Here is a 22,312-nt window from a genome sequence, read left to right on the forward strand (position 1 = left end):
GATCCTAGCTTTCCACCGTTGTCAGGCCACGGATATCAAGCTGCCGGTGGAACCAGAATTCATATCCACCCGCCCCGTTAAGCGCGACGTTAAGGGCAGGCTGCCACAACGGAATACGCGGCAGGTCTTCATGAACGATGTCGATCATGCGCATGATTTTCGGCGCATATTCCGGATCATCCATCGCCATGTGCAGGGTTTCATTGGTCAGTTGTTCTACCTCGGCATTGGAGTAATTTGACGAGTTGAACAGATGACCTTCCTGATAGGCCCAGAAGAAATAGTAGTCCGGGGTATTGAGCCAACCGCCAAAGTTTTCCAGATGGAAATCAAGGCGCTTTTCAACCAGTGCCGCCGTACGCCAGTTGGCACCCGGGATCTTTTCAATCTCAACCTTGATGCCAAGCTTGCCAACCGCTTCCTGAATAAGAAGGGCTGCGGGCTCCATCCATGATGACAGATCGGTCGAAATCGAAAGCTTGGTTTCAAATCCGTCGGCGAAGCCGGACTTGGCCATATATTCCTTGGCCTTTTCAAGGTCTGTGTCATATGGCGACTTGCGCGGCCATGCGATGTCAGTTGCTTTTGGCTCACCGCCCCAAAGCGGGGCACCACGTCCATAGGCCGCCGCATTAAAGATCGCCTCATAGGGCACGGCAAAGGCAATGGCCTTGCGCACATCCGGGTCCTGGAACGGTTCGAACTTGGTGTTCAGGCAAAGCGCATGGATGCAGTTTTCAATCGGGGTTGAATGCACGGTGACCTTCCCTGCCAGCTCGGCTGCATCCTTGTCGGGAATATCAAAGGCAACCTGAACGTCACCACGTTCAATCAGGGCACGGCTGGTTGCCGCAGACGGAACTTCGCGCATGATCACGCGGCGTACCGGCGGGGTCGGACCACCAACCCATTTGTCATTGCGTTCAAAGACAACCTGCTGACCGGCATCCCAACGGGTAACGCTATAGGCACCCGAACCGATGGTGTGGGTGTGCAGATATTCCATCGCCCAGGGATCATCGGTGGTCGCATTTTCCTTGGCGACCTTGGAATTGATGATAAAGGGCACCGGAACAGCCAGATCGGGTAATGAAAGTTTTGATGCCTGATCAAGCTTCACGACAAAGGTTTCATCGTCGATGGCTTCGAACTGTTCCGGGCGGATAAAGCCGCCTGCCTTCATCTGAACGGTCGGGAAACCACCTACACTGACGGCACGGTCAAACGACCATTTGACGTCTGCTGCGGTGACTTTGCTGCCATCATTGAATACGGCATCGGATTTCAGCTTGAAGGTGATGGTCATGCCATCTTCGGAGAAGGTCCAGCTTTCCGCCAGTTCCGGCACAATGGTTGAATAATCATAGGAAAGTCTACCGCCTTCAGCCGGTTTGGAGCCGAACGACACCAGCCGGTCATAGCAGTTTACCGCAATCTGATAGGACGCACGGTTGGTCCCGGTGCGGTGAAGATCGAGACTATTGACCGTTTGCGACGATACGGCGACCAGCGTGTCGCTTCCGGCAGCAAGTGCGGAAAATGTCCGGGCGAAAGGCAAGGTACCGGCAAGAACAGCACTACCTTTTAGAAAATTACGTCTGGTAACCATCGTGAAAACCCCCATGAACAGCTTTTTAGAATCCGTTGCTGTCAGTTTGCAGTATTTTGCGTTCGCGAAAACTGCTATGTTTTCACCAATCCGGTGCAAAAAATGCAACACCATCGAAAATGGTTGAGATATGAGATACTTGCAAACCTTCCGACTGATCGAAGCTGTTGCACGGGCGGGCTCAATGCGCAAAGCAGCCGAGGATATGAACCTGACGGCGTCGGCGTTGAACCGCCGCATCAACGGGTTTGAAGAAGAATTCGGCGCAGAACTTTTTGAACGTCTGCCCAGTGGTGTGCGTCTTAATCCGGCAGGCGAACTTTTGCTGCATCACTATCGCGCCATGGCGTCCGACCTTGAGCGCGTACAGGGACAGGTCGCCGATCTTAGCGGCGAACGGCGCGGTCACGTATCAATCGCCTGTTCGCAGGCAATGTTGCCCTATTTTTTACCAGAACAGATTGCGATCTATCGTGCGGCCCATCCGGGTGTGACATTTAGCGTCAATGTCCGGGACCGCGCACAGGCAGAACAGGAACTTGCCAGCTATTCAAGCGATCTGGCACTTGTGTTCGAGCCGATCTATCTGGTGGATTTCGAAGTCATTCATGCCATCCCGCAAACAGTTGATGTTGTCATGCGCGCCGACCATCCGCTGGCCGCACGCGACGAAATCCGCTTGCGGGATTGTCTGGATGTTCCGCATGTCGCACCGACACACCGGTTTGGCGTACGCCATCTCCTTGATTTTGCAGCCCGGCGCGGATCACGACAGGTTTCCCCGGTGGTCGAAACCGAAAGTTTCGAACTTATTCGCCACTATATTCTGCATGAAAACGCCATCGGCTTCCAAATCCCGATTGGCCTTCAAATACCTGATGATGGCTCCTTGGTCTTTCGACCGATTTCGGAACGCGACGTACCACCGGGAAATCTGATCCTTGGGCAGATGCGTGGTCGTACTCTGCCTGTGGCCTCTGCACGTTTTGCCATGCAACTTGCCACTGCACTCAAGGATTATCAGATCACCCGCGAGGGTATTTTCTGATCCAACCCGACCTTTCCGGTGATCCACCCGGCATTCGCAGGCCGTATGTGAACTCGTTTACTTAATCAAGGCCAATAGCGCGTTTGTGATTTGCGAAAAGTCCGGCTTGGATGAAACTCATTCGCACATCTTGGCGCGCCGCGAAGCGGGTGGCGCCGACGTGCATTGCCTTGCACTTACTTGCCATTGATACCGTCACCACCAGCCCCCCCATTCCCCATGTCATTCAGGACAGGAGCGCATGATGGAACGTTTGACTGCCAAGGATTTTTCGCCTGAACTTCTTGAGCTATATGATTTCTATGCCCATGGCATGATTGATCGCCGCGAATTTCTGGATCGTGCCGGTCGATATGCAGTGGCGGGCATGACCGCACTTGCGATCCTGAATGCCATGAGCCCGAATTATGCGATGGCACATCAGGTTGACTTTACCGATCCCGACATTGTCGCTGAATATATCATGTATCCTTCGCCCAATGGTCATGGCGAAGTACGTGGTTATATGGTCAAACCGGCCAATCTTGCCGGCAAGGTTCCCGGTGTTGTCGTGGTGCACGAGAACCGCGGCCTTAACCCCTATATCGAAGATGTCGCGCGCCGCGTCGCCAAGGCGGGCTTCATTGCACTTGCCCCGGATGGCCTGACATCGGTTGGTGGTTATCCGGGCAATGATGACAAGGGGCGCGAACTCCAGCGTACTGTCGATCCGACCAAACTGATGAATGATTTCTTTGCCGCGATCGAATTCCTGACTGCGCATGAAGCCACCACCGAGAAAACCGGGATTACCGGATTTTGTTATGGCGGCGGCGTGGCAAATGCCGCAGCCGTTGCCTATCCCGAACTTGGTGCGGCCGTTCCGTTTTATGGACGTCAGGCTGCGGTCGAGGACGTGCCACGCATTCAGGCCCCGATCCTGTTGCAGTATGGCGAGCTTGATGAACGGATTAATGCCGGATGGCCCGCCTATGAAGAGGCGCTAAAGGCCAATAACAAGGTCTATGAGGCCTATATCTATCCCGGGGCCAATCATGGTTTCCACAATGATTCCACGCCGCGTTACGACAAGGATGCTGCCGAGCTGGCCTGGCAACGCACCATCGACTGGTTCAATAAATATCTGACGTGACACGCATTGATACGTAATCGGCCCGACTTCAAGTCCGGGCCGATTACAGTTTCACGCCATGGATGACGTACTCTCGCGGAATATTATTGGCTGCGCACCGCATCAATGATGCCGTCGCGGACGTGACAAACCTGATCGGCGATATGGAACCAGCGATCATCATGGGTCACACAAATGATGACCTTGCCCAGCTTGCGCATGGCGGGCAGGATTTCCTCGTAAAACACCTTGCGGAAATGCGGATCCTGATCGGCGGCCCATTCATCAAGAACCAGAACAGGCTTACCTTCAAGGCGTGCTGCAATCAGTGCCAGACGTTTGCGTTGCCCCTGCGAAAGCGCTGTGGTCGAGAATGACAGGCCATCAAGGGTGACCTTGTGATCAACCTCCATTTCGCGCAGCAGCGCGTTGACCTTTTCCTCGTCAACCTGCTCAATACCATACAGCTCGGAAAACAGATGATAGTCCGAAAGCACTGTGGCAAAACTGTCGCGATAGGCCTGCATGTCGTCGGGTCGTAACGCATGACCATTGATCCGGATCGATCCGCTATCGACATCTCGAAGGCCGGTGAGCAAGGAAATGATCGTTGATTTCCCGGCCCCGTTCCCACCACTGATAAAGGTAATTTCACCCCGCCTGAACACAGCGTCCAGTGGCCCGACCGCAAATCCGTTTGTCGAAGACCGATAGGCAAAGCGCACATCCTCAAGGGCAATTTCATCGATCTTCTCATGCCAGTCTGACGATGCTGACGGACTGCTTTCCTGTGGCATTGATCCTGATTTATCGCGCATTTCCGCTTCTTGCGCATCAATGACCCCCGACAGATTGTTTTCAAGTTCAACAATCCGGCCAAGCGATGTTTCAGCATTATTAAAACTTGGGAATGTCATGATTACGGTGCCGATTGGCCCGATCAGGAACATGGTCGCGGTTGTGACCTGCACAGCAACATCATGATAATCCGAGGTAAAGATCGGAACGATAAACACCATGGCCGCCATCATCGCGTAGAAGGCCAGCTGAATGCTGGCGCTTTCGCGCGACCATTGCGCCTTGGACAGCGCCTTTGCGCTACACGCCCGTTTCGAGCGTTCCCCAAGCTGTTCGACGAGCGCATTCCTGCGCCGGGTATTCATTTTGACTTCCTTGAACCCGGCAAGCAGATCATTCAGGCCGTCAAACAGTTTGGCTTCGTCGTCTTCGGACGCACGGGTCGCAGCATTGACCCGGTTGATGCGATGCACATGGATAAAGCCTGCCAGAACAACAAGCACCGCCAGCATGACAAAGGCAAAGATAGACAACCATGCCAGATACAGCCCGACACAAACGACCAGCACGATCTGCTGTGCACCGTTAAGCATAATCGGCAAGCTGTTAGAGATCGTCTGCATTTCCGACGTGATGGCGGCATGAACCGATCCCTGCCCGACCTTTGCCAGAACATCGGGGCCGGCTTTTCGCACCTGATCAAACAGCCTGACACGATATTCGTGCAGCATGGCTTCGACTTCGTCTGAAACCATCACATCGGACTTGTGCTGTGCCCACATATAGCCGCCCAGCGACACAACCATCATCAGCAACAGTTGTAGATTGACCTTATGTTCCTGCGCCTGATCCGAGGCCAGATTGACCACCACCAGCACAAGTGTCGTGGCAATCGCCGACATGGATGAAAGTGCAAAAACAGTCCGAAGGTTCAGACCGACACGAGATTTGAGCAGACGGAACATCAACATGGCTCAGATCCTCCCGCGCGGATCATCAAGGGTGACTTCAGAAAGCTTGCCGTTTTCGAGATGAAGTCTTCTGTCTGCCATTTCGAAATAGTGATCGTCATGGGTCACAGCAATTACCGTGATGCCGCGCTTTTTCAGATCCGGCAGGATTTCTGTATAGAACTTTTTGCGGAAATACGGGTCCTGATCGGCGGCCCATTCATCCAGAACCAGGATCGGCCGTTTTTCCAGAATGGCCGAAATCAGGCCAAGACGTTTACGCTGCCCCGATGACAGGGCCGTTGTTACAAACCGGCCCTCACGGATTGCTGTAACATGCGAAATTTCAAACCGTTCAAGCCAGAAATTTGCCTCGTCCGTATCAAGCGTATCGACGCCGTGCAATTCAGCAAAAAGATGGAAGTCGGAGAACACCGTCGCAATCAAATTGCGGTACGGCGCAATGCTGTGCACACCAAGCTGGGTCTTGTCGATACTGATTTTCCCGCTTTCCGGACGATAAAGACCGGTCAGAAGTTTGACCAGGGTCGATTTCCCCGAACCGTTCCCGCCGGTCACAAACAAAAGTTCGCCGGATTTGACCGAAAGATCAATCGGCCCAAGGACAAACCCGTGTCGCGGGTCGCGGTTGGGATAGGTGAATGTCACAGCTTCGAAGTCGATATGCCCGAATTCCGCGGGAAGTTCCTTGGCGTTTTCTTCGTCGGCCTCTTCACGGATCTCGGCCAGATCATCGGACAATGCCAGCATCCGCGATGCAGAACCTTCGATCTGGCTAAAAACCGACATCGACTGAACCATCACCGAAATCGGGCCGATCATGAACAGGATCGCAACACTGATTTTGGGAATATCAGAGGTCAAACTGCTGGAATAAACCGGGACAATGAAAACAACAATGGCCAGCAGAATGTAAAATGCCGACATCCCCATGATCATCTGACGCGAAATCAGGTCGTGGGCCTTATGACCATATTCTGCCTTTTTCGTCGAAGAAGCATCAAATGCTGCGTAAAGCCTGTCACTGCGCTTTGACCACATCCGGACTTCCTTGATGCCCCGGAACAGATCGGCAATCTTTTCAAACATCTCGGCTTCGACCTGCAGCAGCTTGCCAAACCATTCACCAAGCGCACGCCCCATCCGCAAATAAATGACGATCCCAATCCCGATCACACCAATGATCAGGAAAAAGGCCAGACTTGAAATCCAGAACACATAGATCATCACCGCAATCAGCAACATCACACTGCGGAAACACATGCCGATCAGATGCGCGTTTTGCGAAATGACCTGTGTGCTTTGGGTGATATTCTTGAACAGTCGTTCCTGCCCGATTGCCTCAAGCTTGACGAAGTCGGCCATGGCGATCTGGGTGAACAATCTTTGACGAATGCGGTCAATGCCCTGTTCGATCTGGCGCGCGATGTTGCTCAGAAGGAAAACCTCGGCAAAGAAGTAAATGAGTGTGATGGCGACAAAACTGCCTGCCAACACCCAGTTGACACGATCCAGACCATTGTCACTGATTTCTTGGGCGGCGGTATTTACCAGCCCCAGAAGGGCTGCACTTCCCAATCCGGAAAGCAGCCCGGATACGGCAAGCCGGAGCTTTAGTTTGTTATCTTCCAAAGATAACAATTCCAGCAACTTCATTGATTTAACAGCCCCCAAGAACCGACCGATTGTCGACCGTTTCAACTGTAACCACCGGTATGAAATGTGTCCAGCGACGCTTCACTTTTATGAACACACGGTGACCTAAAGATATTCGGGCGGTATTCGGCCTTCGCTATTTACCACCAGAATACGACTATCGGCATCAAGCCCGTGTTTGCGACGAAGTTCCGGATCGCGCGCCACATGCCAAAGCCCCGCGAGGCCTGAAATACCGGTATCCCAAGTATCCACAGGATCATCACCCCCGATACCCGACATAAGCGCGTCTTGCGCTTCCTTGGCGCAGGCATCGTCAATCGCGATGCTGTCAAAACAGACATCTTCAAGAATTCTCAAAGCCGGCAGGCTGGGATATCCGCAAGAAAGCCCGACCATGCGTGTCAGCAACTTTCCCGGCACGCGCGTTGGCCGACCATTTTCAATACTTGCCTTAACACAGGCAGCTGTCTCCGGCTCGACGCTACAGACTTGTGGCTTGGTGCCACTTTCATGCCAAAAGCCAATCGCACAGCCGGCCGCCATGCCACCCACACCACATTGCAAATAGAACTTGTCGATATCCGCACCAAAAGCACGTAACTGACGGGCACATTCGACACCCAGAACGGCGTAGCCCGCCATGATATCGCGGGTCACCACAAGATCACCGTGATAATCGGTATCCGTGATCAGCAAAACATGATCGGCCCTGGCATATTCCTCGGCGGCAAGCACGGCATCATCATAGGTTCCGTTGATGGTGACAAGTTCACCACCACAATCAACAATCCTGCGCATGCGAGCCGGATCGACATCCTCCCCGACAAAAATCCTGGCCCGGCAGTTAAACTTTCTTGCCGCCCAGACAACGGCAAGACCGTGATTGCCGTCGGTTGCCGCCACAGCGACAAATGCGTTGCACGCGGCACTACCCGGCTCCAGCCCCTGTTGCAAAAGCTGTTTCTTAAGGCCATAGGGCGCCCCCAGTGCCTTTACCCCGCCCAACCCGAAACGCTTGCTTTCGTCCTTGATCCAGATGGTGCGCACGCCCAGTTCCTTTGCCAGCCCCTGCGCACAGATGAGCGGGCTTTCACCATATTCCGGCCAGGACGAAATCAGGGAAAATGCCTGAGCGATTTCTGCCCCTGTCGGTTCGAAGGTGTCCTTTGGGCTCATGCTTTACTCCTGACGGCCGACAACGGCATCTCTATGGTAGGGGCAGGTCACCCCGCCGATCAACCTGCGCATAATGATTGGTTTAGGTGGCGAGGCATACTGCAAAAAGACGCAACTATCTGAGAAACGTATGTTTAAGCGATATTGAATCTCGACGGGCGTGTGTCAAATCCTTTAGACTACCCACTATCGCGCAAACTGCTTTCGGACGTTATCAACTTGCAAAGCTCCGCCCGTCGATCTGCATCGCTCACTGGATGTTTCGTTCTCGGGACGTTGTTGGCCACGCTTGCCGGAAGGCCCGCCATCGCACAAGCCCCCAATCCCTCGAATATGGAAAACACACAGTCCCTGTCATCGACTGAGGCCATAGAGGCTTATGATGGGGATCAACTTGATATCGACAATTTTGACGATAGCCCGGCGAATGTCGCGTTACCGCAGGATATCGTCGATGGTTATGTTTATAAGCCTGACGCCATTCCCTTATCACAGTATCGACGGAATTCGCTGGTGGAAGATGGCCTTGCCAATTTCAGCAATAACGCGGAAATCACCGGAAATGGGTCACGTGAAAAATCCTATTACGCAGCGATCTATAGCGGCAGTACCAATGGCGTCTATTTTCAGGTAGCCGCTACCATCTGTGACATGATGAAACGTACTTACAAGCGGCATCGAATTCATTGTGTTCCGTTGCGCTCGCAAGGTGTGGGCAGCAATATCCGCCTGATGAAGGAAGGCCGCGTCCAACTGGCACTGGTGCAGTCCAATAATAACTGGGAAGCCTTCAAGGACATCAATCCGATCCCCGGTGCGCAATCGGTCATGTCGCTCCATGATGAAATGGGATTGCTGGTTGTCCGAAAAGATTCAGGTATCAACAGTGTCGCCGACCTTAAGGGCAAGCGCATCAATATCGGGCCGGAAGGATCCGCAACCCGTGAGTTGTGGCTGGAACTTCTCAAGCAATATGGCATTGCGCAAGACGACCTCGAAACCGTCTATAATGTTGCACAGGACTACAACCGGCTTGGCATCTGCGAGAATTATATCGATGCCTATGGGTTGTGGATCGGTCACCCGGCATCCCTGATTGAGGAAAGCCTTGATTGCGACGCCGAAGTTGTCGGCATGGGTGGCCCTTTGACCCAGAAACTGGTCGAAGCCAACAATTATTTCTTCAATCAGGTTCTTCCTGCGCGCACCTATGCCGGACAGGAAGCCGATATTGAATCTTACGGGTTCAAGGCATCGCTGATCGCCTATGAACCAGCCGACCCTTATGTGGTTTACTGGATCACCCGCATCATCCACGAAAATATTGAACAGCTTAAGGCCGAGAACCCGACCTTCCGCAGTGTGAATGGCGACGATCTCTTTAAAAAGGGTAACTTTCTAACCTTCCACAAAGGTGCAGCATGCTATTGGGAAACCGATCCGCATGCCTGTGACTGGCAATCGCATTATCAGCAACCGGTTGCTGTTAATGGCAGCAACCAGCCTGCTTATCGCCGGACAATGCAATAGGGCCGGAACGGATCAAACCCGCTCTCTGCGCATCCAACCAATATCCGGACCACTATTCCCGGCCTGCCCTTGACGATACCCAGCACCAACCATTCCATCTGCGATCATGTTCTTGCCAGATGTGACATCTGAAACCGGTGACCAGTCATCCATGTGGAGCGATTCCTGTAACTTTGCCGGTTTATCGCCCGTCAGGTCACATCGAAACAAATATCGCACACCGCCAAATTTTTCCTTCACCCCGCAAATCCGCATTCCGGCGGCCAGAAGGTTAATCACACTTGGTACATTTCCGGGTGCCGCCGTACTTAGCGCAATGGCCCGGCCGCATGCCCGTGCGGCTTCTAGCCGGTGTATCACCATGCGTTGCTGCCACTTTGATCCGCGATGGTCCTTGCGAACGGCGACCCCGTCAATATGGGCGACCTGTTGCAAGTCCCCGGCTGACAAGTGATGATCAATCCCGAAATTCGGATCCCCAATACGCGGTAGACCCAATACACTATAGGCAATCAGGTCACCGTCCGACAGAGCACCAAAAATCTGACCGCAATCGTTCATGTGGGACTGGAAAAATGCGTCTGTTTCGCTTGCAACCGTTCCGGCAGGCATATCGGCAATAACGTCATGATGAAGTGCTATCACCGCATCAAGATGCGTTTCATCCAGTCGCCTGATGACCGCCGTCATTCGATGATTTCCGCATAATCAAGAAGCAACAAAGGCGGATAAAGCGAAAGCCTGCGTGCCGATGAAAGCCTGATCAGATAGGAAAACCGATCAAGCGTTTCAACCGGTATATCGGCGGGTGAAATCTGGTTGACCAGAATGTCTTCAACCTTGCTGGCGGCCAGTCGCCCGACAAGCTCATATCGACTGACCAGCCCCAGCATCGCCTGACCGTCACGGACTTCAAGTTCGGTGGCACTAAAGGCAGCAAGACCATTGACAAATCCTGCCTCGGTCAGTTCATCACGATACGTCCCGATGAAGTTATCCGGCCCGATATAAAGGAAATCAGCCCCATTTTCCGCCAGCATTTTGACCGCCGGGGCAATGTCTTCGGGTTTGGGTTTTGCATTCTGGCCCAACGGTGCTTCAAGGACTTCGAACCCCATTTCTTCGCCAAGCACCTTAAGATCGCTGATATTGGACAGGGAATTGTCTTCCTCGGCATTGTAAACCACGCCAAGCTTCGTCATCGGACGATAGGCGCGAATGGCCTGAATTTGCGCCGATAGCGGTGCGATATGGGCTGCCCCGGTGACGTTGGGGCGCCATTGGCCGCGAGGCGCAGCAATGCCTGTTTTCCAGGGTGCAGACACCATGACGAAAACCACCGGCAGCTTGGTGATGTTCTTGGCCGGATCAAAGTCATTATATTTTCCAACCACCCGCGAGGTTACGCCAGTTCCCCAAGTGTAAACCAGATCAGGCGGGTCTTTGCGAATTTTCTCGATGATCGCAGGTATCTTGTCAAGATCGCGGGCAATATCATGAACTTGCAGATCAATCGCAATGTCGCGGTCCTTGAAGTAGGCACGGAATCCTTCCTCGACCCGGGTCTCTCCGCGCCAAAGGATCATCGCAATCCTCAGGGGATCGTCTTTCTCGCCCTTGGCCTGGACTGCCTGAGCACTAAAAAAGTTCACGGCGACAAGGCACAGCAAAAACAAGACAACACTGCTCAAAGACCGGGCAGCATTTCGCGCAAACTGAATGTGTTTCACGATGACGCCCCTTCTTCTAGCGGTTCGGACTGTTTCTTGGGGCTTGCGTCAACATGCCCGATCAACAATTCGAAACACAAAACCGAAACAAGTGCTATCACGCCAAAAACAGTCACGGCACCAATCGTTCCAAGCCACAAGGCAAGTCCCGCAGCAAGCAATGGTCCGGTCGCGCCCCCCAGACGTTCAGCCAACCGCAACACCGCAAGCACAGCCCCCGTACCGTGTTCTTCGGTAAAGTCGCGGCTGATCTTCAAACTTGCCGAAACCTGAGCCGGAATTGACGTCGCCTGTGCCAGTCCCAGCAATCCGACGGCCACCGCAAACACACCGTAAAGCGGCATGAAACCCGCCAGAAGAAGACCAAGTGCTGTCAATCCACCACCAATTCCGACCGCCCGGGTTTCGCGCTGTTTGCTATCCGTCCAGCGCGCGACACTCCATCCCGTCAGCAATGCGACAAGACCATAGAGCATGATCACCCGGCCGGTCTCAGCGATTGTTGCCCCCTGTTCGATCAGGATCAGCGGGGTCAGGTAGAATAAAAATCCACTAAGGATCATTTTGGCAGGAACCGCAGCAAACAGGATAAGCACCTGGAACTGCCGGTTTGCCAGTAATGCCTTCATGGCTTTACGTGTCGGAACGGGGAGCGGTGTTTGTCCGCGCACATGCGTATCAAGAAGGAAAAAGGCCAGAAATACAGCAAGACTTGCGACAACGGCACCGGCAATGAATGTTGTTGCCTCGCCAAAATGCCCCGCGAAAATCCCGCCGATTGCCGGCCCGCAAATATCTGCAAGCATGATCCCGCTAACCATCATCGCTGTACCCTGGGTACGATTGCGCTCGGTTGTTGCATCAATCACATAGGCCTGACAGGCGACAAACGTCGTGGCATAGCCGATACCCGAAAATGCCCGCCAGATCAGCAAATCCCACATGCCGGTGGCAAAGGCCGTTCCACAAAGACCAATCGTCGCCAGAAACGCCCCCGTGAGATACATACGAAGCGATCCGACACGTTCCTGAAACAGGCTGCAAACCGGCATGGCAATCGCCACCATCAGCAAGTGAACCGCCATGATGATACCGGCCGCCATATTTCCATCGGCCATGCTCGACGTCACCTTGCCAAAGAAGGTTGGCATGATCGGACGTGCAAGTTCCTCGGCCAGAACAAACAGGAATGCCAGCAACCTGACACCGATCAGCTTGACCTCGCGTTCGGACCGCGGGGTTGTTCCGCGCTTCCTTGCCGTCTGGGTGACGACGGCATTGATGTTTTCCATGAACTTGCCGATTTCGTCCCGCGACGATTGCCCGTGCAGAAGCGTGAACTGCTTTTCGCGAACACTGGTCAAAACCCGCTGCGCCACACGCACCGGCAAGGCGACATTTACCGTCAAAACCAGAAGGACCAGCTCAAACGACAGGGCAAGCGAAATGATCAGGATCACCGCAATATCAAAAAGATTATCCGTCAGGGGCCGCATCAGTGCGGCCCGGTCATGCCCGATTATAATTTCAATATCGTCGGTATTATCGATCTCGTGAGGAAGACTGATTTGGGTGATGATGTAATCGTTGCTCAGCCCGTCATGCTGATCGGCAAGCGCACTTTCCAAGGCACCTTTGCCGAGGCCGCCCGTATGAAGAAGATCGCCATCATGGACAACAGCTGCAAATCGCAAATCCGGGTCTGCTTGCTTTAACTGAACAAGAACATCAGAGAAGCCGACAATTTCCGCGAGTGGAATACCCAGATTGATCGCGCGATTGATCTTGCCTGCCAGTGTTTCGGCCTCGATCTCGGCCTTTTGACTGATTTCGAGTTGCAGGTCACTGCGTGCAAGTTCCGCAGCCCGCCAGGAAATACCGATCAGTGCAACGCACAGCATCAGGATGCTGAACAATGACAAAATCCAGACCGTCCCCTTGGGCAACATACGCCCACGTGGCGCGCCGGACTTGGCCTGATCTGTTAACAAAGTCTGCTTATCGGGATGGGTCATTGCGGCTTCTCGTTATTGGTCGGTGACGGAGCATCTGATGACGTGCCATCGCGCAGGTTTTTACGGATATCGCGATACAGCGCGACCATTTCGATTTCGCTTTCCGTCAACAGGTCCCGATCATGGAAATCATCCGTGGAGTTCTGACCAAGAATGGCGCGTTTGACATCGTTATTCAGACTGACAAAGACCCGATGCCGCCGGTTCATCAGCCATAGCAACAGACAAAGGATGGGAAGAACCGCGACCATGCCGATCCCGGCTGACTTCATCATTTCAGCCAAAGCGCTTTCAAGGCGCCCGTTCATCACCGACAGATCGGCCGTCAGACGAAGGCTGCCGGCACATTTGCCAAGACTGTCTTCGAGCTTCGTATCAAGCAATGCGATCGCATCATTGAACTGGATACCACCGGTCTGAACCGGCGTTGTGGAAACAGTCCCGCCCTGCCTGGATAATTCACCCGAAATCAGATTTCCCGTGCAATCACGTACCGACATTTCGGCAATCTCGTCAGACATGCCCAGACGGCGCATCAGGATGCCATCAAGGTTTTCCATGTTCTCAAGGCGCAACCCGATATCAATAGCAGCCCTGAGATCCTGAGCGGTTTCATTGGCGATCACATTGATGCGCTGGGTAAGGACGGTTCGAAGCGTCTGTTCAAACCGCATATAGTTGAGCATCGTCGTCATGCCGAGTGCTGCGACAAAGATCAAAATGATCGCCAGTGCTATTTTGGCCGTTAAGCTCAAGTGATTTCCCCCAAGGTGCATCCTGATCGAATAATGCAAAGCATCACCCGTTCATAACATATTTCCCGCATGGATATTATATCGTTGATTACCAATGTAACAGCGTCGAATGGCTTCTAACCCTCTGAAACAAATTGCAGTGTCTATATTTAGTGTTTATGGTTTCACGAGGAATGAAACTGGGGGGCAATATGGACAGTGAACGTCTTGAACTGCTTAGACGCAAAAAGCTTCACCGCAGGTCCGATGCCATAATCCGGAAAAACACACTTTGGGCAGCTGGTACCGGACTGATCCCGATACCCGTACTGGATTCTGCTGCGATCGTCGCCGTACAGTTGAAAATGCTGGCCGAGCTTAGCAGCATTCACGAGGTGCCCTTTACCGAAAACAGCGGCAAATCGGTGATCGCCAGTTTCGTTGCCAGCCTCACCAGCAGTGTTTTGGGCAAATCCCTGTTGGCGACGGGGCTGTTTTCCAATGTCGCCAAGGCGCTTCCTGTGGTTGGCTCTGCGCTGAGCATTCTGACGATGCCCGGCTTCAATGCAGCCTTCACTTATGCGCTGGGCAAGGTCTTTCAGCAGCATTACGAAGCAGGCGGCACAATGAGCAACTTTGATCCCAAAGCGGCTGAACCCTACTTCAAGGAAAAGTTCAAAGAAGGTTTCAAGTTCGGCAACAAGGCACAGGCTGTCTGAGATGCGCGAATTTAACGTATGCTACTTACAGGGCCACGATCCATGCATCTGGTAATTGCTATACTTTATATCCTGGCCGCAGTGATTTGCGGCTTGCTTGGCCGCCGGACATCGTTTGGCTTCCTTGGCCATTTTATTGTGGCCCTGATCATTACTCCGATCGGTGATTTTCTCGTGCAGCTCATCGCGCGCCCGTCCCGTGATGTCCGCGAAAAAATGAACAACTTGGACGATTACTGACGTGCAAACACCATTTTCCGAACGACACCTGAAGACGAGATGATGAATGGCTGAAAGCACGACAGCGCCAAATAGCGGGCCTCAGGGCAATCCTGCGCAAAGCGCCACGGAACAGCGTGGCTTTGGTCATCGGCTGGTGTCCTGGCTGCGGCGTCTGGTTCAGCGTTTTCAGACCAGAATTCTGATCACCCTGTTCTTTATCATCATCGCGATGATTGCCCTTGCACCGCAAATATTCATTACCATCCCTGCTGGCCATGTCGGTGTCATGTGGTACCGGTTCCTTGGGGGAACGGTTGTTGACCGGACCTATGGTGAAGGCATTCAAATGATCTTCCCGTGGGATGAAATGTATGTCTATGACGCCCGCTTGCAAAATCAGGCCCGCGTCTATGACACCATTTCGTCAAACGGCTTGTCTATGGAAGTCGATATCGCGGTGCGTTACCGGATCAACCGCGAAGCTGCGGGTATGCTGCATAAACTTGTTGGCCCGAACTATGCGGAAATTCTCGTCTATCCTGAAATCGGGTCGCATGCCCGTGAACTGATTTCGCGCTACACCCCGGAACAGCTCTATACGGAAACCCGTGCCTTCATTCAGGCCGAAATCCTTGAACGGATGGTCAATGAACTTGGGTCGTCGCTGGTTAATCAAAGTTTCCGCGGGCGTCTGGTCACGGTTGAAGATGTCCTGATTCGTTCTGTCACCCTGCCCCCGCGCGTTGCCGACGCGATCGAGCGCAAGGCAGAACAGTATCAGGCCATGCTTGAATATGATTTCCGTATCGCACGCGAACAGAAAGAAAAAGAACGCAAAAAGATCGAGGCAGAAGGTATCCGCGAGTTCCAGGACATCGTTGCCAAAACAATTACCGAGGAATATTTGCGCCTGCGCGGGATCGAAGCGACCATGTCGCTTGCAACATCGAGAAACAGCAAAACCATCATCATCGGCGGCAAGGATGGCCTTCCGGTTATCCTCAATACTGCAGACGCACCGGTTGCCCGGACCAGTGCAGAAATGGTTGATGACAATGATGATACGCTGCCCGACGCCACTCAATTCAATGCACGTTCACAGGAACTTGCGCCACAGAATGCGATTTCTCCGGGATTGAAAATGCCCACCGATCCATCGGGCAAACCATCCAAAGGCACAAATAGTGCAACCAGCGCACAAACCGACTCCCAACAGACAGATCAGACAAAGTCAGGGAATGAGGCCTCATCGCCGGGAACAATGAGCGAATTGCTTAAGGCTGTTTCGCCAAACTATGACAAAACAGCCGGTGGCAGTGCAAATAGCAACACCCCCAATGCCGATACCATGACATCCCAACATGAACCGGCAGCAACGCCAGAACCCAAGAGCAACCTGAAACAATAAAGCTTTCTGATTGTTGCGACCAACCCCAAGTTGAGATAGTCTGATTCTTGAGTTGAAGATTGAATTTCGGGATAAAGATCAACAGTTCTTATCAAGAGGCGAGAATGACAGAAGCAGAGAACGTACAAGAGACTGATGACGTTGCCGTTGCAGAGGCGGATGAGATCCGTGCACAGTCGCGCGACTGCATTCATCGCCACAGCGTTTATGCTGCTGTTGGCGCACTTGTTCCGATCCCCTTCCTTGAGATGGCCGCATGCAGCACAATTCAGCTGCGCATGATTGCCAAACTTTGTGACATTTACGGTGTATCCTTCTCGGAAAATGCCATCAAGAACTCGGTCGCGACCCTTGTTGCAACGGTTCTGCCGGTTACCGGCATCGGTATTGCGACGGCGAACCTGATCCGTCGCGTGCCGGTCGTCGGAACCGTGTTTGGTGTTGTGGCCATGCCGACTTTCACCGCTGCTTGCACCTACGCGCTTGGCCGTGTCTTTGCATGGCATTTCGCCAAGGGCGGTACGGTCAGTGATTTCGACGCAGACGAAATGAAAGATCGCTTCAAAGACGAATTTGCCGAAGGCAAGCGTAAGGCATCCGATTTCGTCAAGGGCGGGAAGACAACAGCAAAATCGACCGGTGGTCCGGCGACAGCCAAGGCATAACAAGCCTAGCTTTTCTGATGCAGAATGAACGGAATGCCCAAGGCACTTGTCTTGGGCATTCCTGCTTTTTGAGCCCTGCTTTTGCCGAATGTACCACATGTCAACCTGACTGAGACAATCAGGTTTGACTTGCTGCCGTGCAACATTTGCTTCAGAACTATGACAAATAAAGAATACGCGTTGAAAAATTCAACGTAAGGGAGCCCGTCTGTGTCCGGTTTTCATTGGTCACGCAATCAACGTCTGAGCCTTGTGGGCCGATATACATTATTATCGGTCGGCGTTGTCGTGTGCGCGCTTGTCGCACTGAGCTTCTTTTATCAGCGTTTTTCCAATGAACTGATCGACCGCCTGACCGGCGAACGCCTTAGTGCCCAGGTTGCTGCAACATCGAACAAGTTGTCTGCCTTTCTTGATGCGCGCATTTATCAACTGGTGACGCTATCCAATCACCCTGCGCTCCCTGCATTCATCGAAGCACCAAATTCGCCACAAGCAGAAGAAGCCCTGACCCTGCTTCGAGTTGAGGCAGATTCACCTGATCTTTATGGCGTGCTGTTCTTTGACTGGAACGACAATCTGGATCGTCTGGTCGCCGGGCAAGCGGCATCTGGCCCCCCATACTGGTCAAAAACCGGATGGGATATTCGCGGCCTTCCGCGGGTCGAACATGAAGGTATCGAATTTATCGGCCCGCAACTGCCTGAAAATGGCAATTCCGGCTGGCTTTTGATGCGCCAGCATATTCGTGACACCGGATTTGGGCAGAATACATCGGTTGCCCTGCATGTGCGCCTGTCATCCCTGACCGAACTTCTGGTCAGTGCCGGTGTGGCCGGGGTTATTGAACCGCTTTTGCGCACCCCGGGCGGTATTGTTCTCGACCCGACAGGGCGTCCGGCCGAGGTAACCGGCGAGCTGATCGAAGGTCCCAGCATTCTTCCGGGCTGGAACATCGTCATGAGTGTCCACCCCGGCACCATTTTGCAGCCGATTGATCAGACGCGGTTCTGGCTTTATGTCACGGCGACCTTGATCATCGTGGTTATTCTGGCGATCTTTTTTGCCCTGTCGCGCAGTCTGCGCCGACGGGTTGATACGCTGGTTCAGGGTGCACACAGCATCGCATCAGGTGATCTTTACTATCGCCTGCCCGAAGGTCGTCGCCGTGATGAGATCAGCACGGTTGCCAAGGCGTTCAACACCATGGCATGGCAACTCAAAGACCTGATCGACCGGACCGTGCGTGCCGAAAAACTTGCAGTTCTCGGTCAGTTTGCCACTGGTGTTGCCCACGAGGTTCGCAATCCGCTTGCCACCATGAAAACCACCGTTCAGGCCCTGACTCGCAAGGAACAGGATGTTGAACGCAAGGTGTTGCTTGATGACATGGGTCATCAGATTGATCGCCTGTCACGTGTGGTGAATGATCTTCTGGCCTATGGCCGTCCGGGTGAAGCTGCCCCGCAAAACACTGAAATTCGCGACCTGTTCCGCCAATCAGCCCGCGTGCTGGAACCGATTGCGAAGGATGCAAATGTCAGGTTCTACACCAGTGGCGATTCCGGCCTGAAACTGTATATCGACCCGGATCAGGTTTTGCAGGTTTTACTTAATCTTGGCATCAATGCCATTCAGGCCTGCAAGGCGGGCGGCACGGTCGGCTTGCGTGCTGAACAGAACGAAGCGTGGGTGGAAATCCGCGTCACAGACGATGGTGCGGGCATCCCTAAACAGCATTTGCTTGACGTGGTCCAGCCATTTTTTACCATGAAAAGCAAAGGAACTGGTCTTGGCCTGACGATCAGTCAACAGCTGGTCGAAGCCAATCATGGTAAAATTCATATTGAAAGTGCCCCGCAAGAGGGCACGACAATCACACTGAAGTTCCCGGCCACAAAGACGGGAACCGCCCAGGAGGAAGCCCCCGAAGATGTCCAAGAGGATCAGATTACTGATCGTCGACGATGAGGAATCATTCGTTCGTTCCCTGAGCTTTGCGCTCAGGACCGAAGGCATGGACGTCACCGGCGTTCATTCCGGCGAAGATGCCTTTCTCGAAGTTCGGAAAAACCAGTTTGATATCATCCTGCTTGATCTGCGCCTTCCCGGTGCCGATGGCATGGAGGTGCTTAACAGCATCCGCAATCTTGATATCGATGTCCCCGTGATCATGATTTCCGCACATGGCGACACCCGTGCAGCGGTCAAGGCCGTCAAGCTCGGTGCTGCGGATTATCTCAGCAAGCCGTTCGAACTTGATGAACTGATCCACACGATCAACAGCGTGCTGGATCAGAACCGGACAGCTCTGGAACTGGAATATCACCGCAAACGCGATGTTCCCGCCAACGGACTGATTGGTGATTGTGCCGCCATGAGCGAATTGCGCACCACCATCGAACGCGTCGCCAAAAGCAGTGCGAGCCGTATTCTGTTGCTGGGTGAGTCCGGAACCGGCAAGGCATTGGTCGCACGCGCCATCCATGGCGAAAGCCCGCGATCATCACGCGCCTTTATCGAGGTCAATTGCGCAGCACTGCCAGAACAACTTATTGAGTCCGAGCTTTTTGGCGCGGAAAAGGGGTCCTATACCGGCGCCCATCAGAAACGCACCGGTCTGGTCAAGCTTGCCGATGGCGGCAGCCTGTTTCTTGATGAAATTGGTGAACTTCCCCTGGCGTTGCAGGCGAAGTTCCTGCATTTCCTTGAAAATGGAGATTATCGACCGGTTGGCAGCGAACATTCGGCGTCGGCAGACGTGCGTGTGATCGCGGCAACCAACCGTGACCTTGCCGAAGAAGTCCGTCTGGGTAACTTCCGTGAAGACCTGTTTTATCGTTTGAATGTCATCACCATTGATATCCCGGCCCTTCGGGCACGCGGTGAGGACATCATCAAGCTGGTCGAACATTTCGCGGACAAACAAGCCAAGGCAGAAGGATGCCATCCGATCAATTTTGCACCGGAAACAATTGATATTTTGCTGGCCCATCGCTGGCGCGGCAATGTGCGCGAGCTCAAAAACCTGATCGAGCGGCTGACAATTCTATATCCTGCCAAGACGATTTCGCCCGAATTACTGCCAACCGAGTTTCATGAAACCGATATCTCAGGCGAACGGGAAGTCCATCAAATGGCAAATTCAAACGGGCCGCAATTGCAAGACCGCCTGGATAACACTGAGCGCAATCTTGTACAGGATGCGCTTGACCAGGCGGACGGTCACAAGGGCCGGGCGGCTGAGATTCTTGGCATTTCACGTCACGCCCTGAAACGCAGACTGCAAAGGCTGGGCCTGCAATAGTCGTCCTGAGCGATCTCGCATTCACAAACCAAAAGCCATTGAGCGGTTTTCGCTCAATGGCTTTTTCAATTTGGAGCGCCAACCGCTCATTTCTGCGCTCATCCCTCGCACACAAACCACACATCTTTTGCGCAAAGCCCCGATCTCCCTGCCTTTTTCATTTAGCGGAACAGTTGGCACAGCCTTTGCCAATTACCCGGACAAAGGTACAAACACGAATGGAACAACCATTCGTAGGGAGGATACATCATGGAGATGCTCACACGCCCGGTTTCCGGGTGCATCACCATTATTATTGCCGCGTTCACATTGCTTGTCGCCAATGGCGCACAGGCCGAACGTTTTGAGCTGGGCGCATCGGCGGACGAAGCCGATGCGGTGATCGGCTGTTTGTACCCGATGACCGGTCGCTCGGCGACATATGGTCGCGACAGCATTGTCGGCATTCAAATCGCACTTGATGATCTGGCGGCAGAAACCAAGGCAGGACTGACACCACCAAAACTGCGCGTGATTGCCGATGATCCGCGATCAAAGGCATCCTATGCCGTCCGTCTGGCACAGGATTTCGTCGCAAAGGATAACGCCCGGTTCTTTTGCGGGATCGTTTCATCAGGCGTTGCTCATGCGGTAAGTGATCTTGCACGTCAGGAAAAGATCATCATGGTCGGAACCGACCATGCATCATCGCGGCTGAGCATCGAAGCCGGACACGACTATTATTTCCGGGTCACGAATGACAGCTGGACCAGCATGGCAGCAGGCGCGCGTTATCTGCGCGATCTGCAAAAGGAAACCGGCTGGAAACGTCTCGCTTTTGTCGGACCGGATTATGATTATGGGCATGTTTCCTGGACTGACTTGCAGCTCGCCCTTGATGGGCTTGGCGTTGAGTATGAAACCGTCAGTGCCCTGTGGCCCAAGCTGTATGAACCGGACTATTCGATCTATATCAATGCCCTGCAATCGGCCAAACCCGATGTCGTGGTGACTGCACTTTGGGGCGGTGATTTCATTGCCTTTATCAAACAGGCATCAACGACCCGTTTCTTTGAAACCACCCGTCTGGCAAATTTCGATACCGGTGCCAATTACGATGTGATGATGGCGCTGGGCGATCAGCCCTATCCCGGCCTGATCCTGTCCGCTCGTCACCACAATAACTGGCCGGAAACAGGGCGTAACAAACGATTTGTCGCACAGTTCCATGACCTGACCGGTCGTTATCCGACCTATGCTGCCGAAGGTGCCTATACCGGCGTCATCGCGATAGCACGCGCCATCGAGAAAGCCGGTGGCGCGCATGATGACAGGGCACTGATCAAGGCGCTTGAAGGATTGCAATTGGCCCTGCCCGAAGATCCGCCGGGCTTTGCATCCTATATCGATCCCGACACTCACCAGATTGTCCAGGCGCAAGCCGTGGGCACGGTCGTCCATAACGAAGATTTTCCGCCTTCAAAATTGATGGTGGGGAATTGGGCGATCTACGACGCCGAAGACCTCAAACCGTCAAAAGAGATGGTCAAACGCCGCCGCGATGCCGTGGCTGGCGGGTCCGAGGCTGTTCCACCGCCAACTCCATAGACCTTTCCCAAGGGAGGAAAAAA

18 protein-coding genes are annotated in these 22,312 nt (G+C 53.4%); 10 read left to right on the forward strand and 8 right to left on the reverse strand.

Translation table 11 applies throughout. From position 1 onward, the window contains the following. Nucleotides 1-4: 4 nt before the first annotated feature. Nucleotides 5-1,609 carry an ABC transporter substrate-binding protein gene (locus ACTU44_RS19980; protein ID WP_462096202.1) on the reverse strand — a complete coding sequence of 535 codons (1,605 nt, stop codon included), beginning with the start codon at nt 1,607-1,609 and terminating at the stop codon, nt 5-7. Nucleotides 1,610-1,739: 130 nt separating this feature from the next. Here ACTU44_RS19980 and ACTU44_RS19985 point away from each other — a divergent pair, with 130 nt between their 5' ends. Further along, nucleotides 1,740-2,657, forward strand: a complete 918-nt coding sequence (locus ACTU44_RS19985; protein ID WP_462096203.1) for a LysR family transcriptional regulator — start codon at nt 1,740-1,742, stop codon at nt 2,655-2,657. A gap of 241 nt (nt 2,658-2,898) precedes the next feature. Beyond that, the gene (gene yghX, locus ACTU44_RS19990) at nt 2,899-3,789 is read left to right on the forward strand and encodes a YghX family hydrolase (protein ID WP_462096204.1); all 891 of its coding nucleotides are present in this window, start codon (nt 2,899-2,901) and stop codon (nt 3,787-3,789) included. A gap of 83 nt (nt 3,790-3,872) precedes the next feature. Here the strand turns inward: yghX and ACTU44_RS19995 are convergent, their stop codons facing one another. The 3 genes from ACTU44_RS19995 to ACTU44_RS20005 form a co-directional block, all read right to left on the reverse strand. Next, complete coding sequence (locus tag ACTU44_RS19995) at nt 3,873-5,537, reverse strand: cyclic peptide export ABC transporter (protein WP_462096205.1); 1,665 nt, start codon at nt 5,535-5,537, stop codon at nt 3,873-3,875. Between the two features lie 3 nt (nt 5,538-5,540). Next, nucleotides 5,541-7,193, reverse strand: a complete 1,653-nt coding sequence (locus tag ACTU44_RS20000; RefSeq protein ID WP_114098114.1) for a cyclic peptide export ABC transporter — start codon at nt 7,191-7,193, stop codon at nt 5,541-5,543. A 105-nt stretch (nt 7,194-7,298) separates the two neighbouring features. After that, nucleotides 7,299-8,372 (reverse strand): pyridoxal-phosphate dependent enzyme, encoded by a 1,074-nt coding sequence (locus ACTU44_RS20005; RefSeq protein WP_114098113.1) that lies wholly within the window; start codon nt 8,370-8,372, stop codon nt 7,299-7,301. 279 nt (nt 8,373-8,651) lie between these two features. On the opposite strand from ACTU44_RS20005, the gene ACTU44_RS20010 reads away from it, so the two are divergent. After that, nucleotides 8,652-9,902, forward strand: coding sequence for a TAXI family TRAP transporter solute-binding subunit (locus ACTU44_RS20010; RefSeq protein ID WP_147251974.1), 1,251 nt, complete (start codon nt 8,652-8,654; stop codon nt 9,900-9,902). A gap of 12 nt (nt 9,903-9,914) precedes the next feature. On the opposite strand, the gene ACTU44_RS20015 is transcribed toward ACTU44_RS20010, so the two are convergent. From ACTU44_RS20015 to ACTU44_RS20030, 4 genes are read right to left on the reverse strand one after another with little or no spacing between them, the layout of a single operon-like run. Next, nucleotides 9,915-10,592, reverse strand: coding sequence for a GNAT family N-acetyltransferase (locus tag ACTU44_RS20015; protein ID WP_114098111.1), 678 nt, complete (start codon nt 10,590-10,592; stop codon nt 9,915-9,917). After that, nucleotides 10,589-11,632, reverse strand: a complete 1,044-nt coding sequence (locus ACTU44_RS20020; RefSeq protein ID WP_114098110.1) for an ABC transporter substrate-binding protein — start codon at nt 11,630-11,632, stop codon at nt 10,589-10,591. Before ACTU44_RS20020 ends, ACTU44_RS20015 begins: the two co-directional genes overlap by 4 nt. Beyond that, complete coding sequence (locus ACTU44_RS20025) at nt 11,629-13,647, reverse strand: MFS transporter (protein ID WP_114098109.1); 2,019 nt, start codon at nt 13,645-13,647, stop codon at nt 11,629-11,631. The genes ACTU44_RS20020 and ACTU44_RS20025 overlap by 4 nt, the downstream gene beginning before the upstream one ends. Further along, on the reverse strand, nt 13,644-14,402 hold the full coding sequence (locus ACTU44_RS20030; protein WP_462096206.1) for a hypothetical protein: 759 nt from the start codon (nt 14,400-14,402) through the stop codon (nt 13,644-13,646). The genes ACTU44_RS20025 and ACTU44_RS20030 overlap by 4 nt, the downstream gene beginning before the upstream one ends. Before the next feature lie 191 nt (nt 14,403-14,593). Here ACTU44_RS20030 and ACTU44_RS20035 point away from each other — a divergent pair, with 191 nt between their 5' ends. The 7 genes from ACTU44_RS20035 to ACTU44_RS20065 all read left to right on the forward strand — a co-directional run bounded on the left by ACTU44_RS20035 (nt 14,594) and on the right by ACTU44_RS20065 (nt 22,289). Beyond that, entirely contained in the window at nt 14,594-15,100 is a 507-nt protein-coding gene (locus tag ACTU44_RS20035; protein ID WP_181850240.1) for a YcjF family protein, read from the forward strand. A gap of 42 nt (nt 15,101-15,142) precedes the next feature. Further along, entirely contained in the window at nt 15,143-15,340 is a 198-nt protein-coding gene (locus tag ACTU44_RS20040) for a hypothetical protein (protein WP_114098106.1), read from the forward strand. Nucleotides 15,341-15,386: 46 nt separating this feature from the next. Then, nucleotides 15,387-16,730 (forward strand): prohibitin family protein, encoded by a 1,344-nt coding sequence (locus ACTU44_RS20045; protein ID WP_114098105.1) that lies wholly within the window; start codon nt 15,387-15,389, stop codon nt 16,728-16,730. A gap of 104 nt (nt 16,731-16,834) precedes the next feature. After that, on the forward strand, nt 16,835-17,395 hold the full coding sequence (locus ACTU44_RS20050; RefSeq protein WP_114098104.1) for a YcjF family protein: 561 nt from the start codon (nt 16,835-16,837) through the stop codon (nt 17,393-17,395). Nucleotides 17,396-17,605: 210 nt separating this feature from the next. Further along, nucleotides 17,606-19,366, forward strand: a complete 1,761-nt coding sequence (locus ACTU44_RS20055) for a sensor histidine kinase (protein ID WP_462096207.1) — start codon at nt 17,606-17,608, stop codon at nt 19,364-19,366. After that, entirely contained in the window at nt 19,329-20,702 is a 1,374-nt protein-coding gene (locus ACTU44_RS20060; protein WP_462096208.1) for a sigma-54-dependent transcriptional regulator, read from the forward strand. The genes ACTU44_RS20055 and ACTU44_RS20060 overlap by 38 nt, the downstream gene beginning before the upstream one ends. 249 nt (nt 20,703-20,951) lie before the next feature. After that, complete coding sequence (locus ACTU44_RS20065) at nt 20,952-22,289, forward strand: ABC transporter substrate-binding protein (protein WP_462096209.1); 1,338 nt, start codon at nt 20,952-20,954, stop codon at nt 22,287-22,289. Nucleotides 22,290-22,312: the final 23 nt, after the last annotated feature.

This window comes from Thalassospira sp. SM2505 (assembly GCF_054901115.1).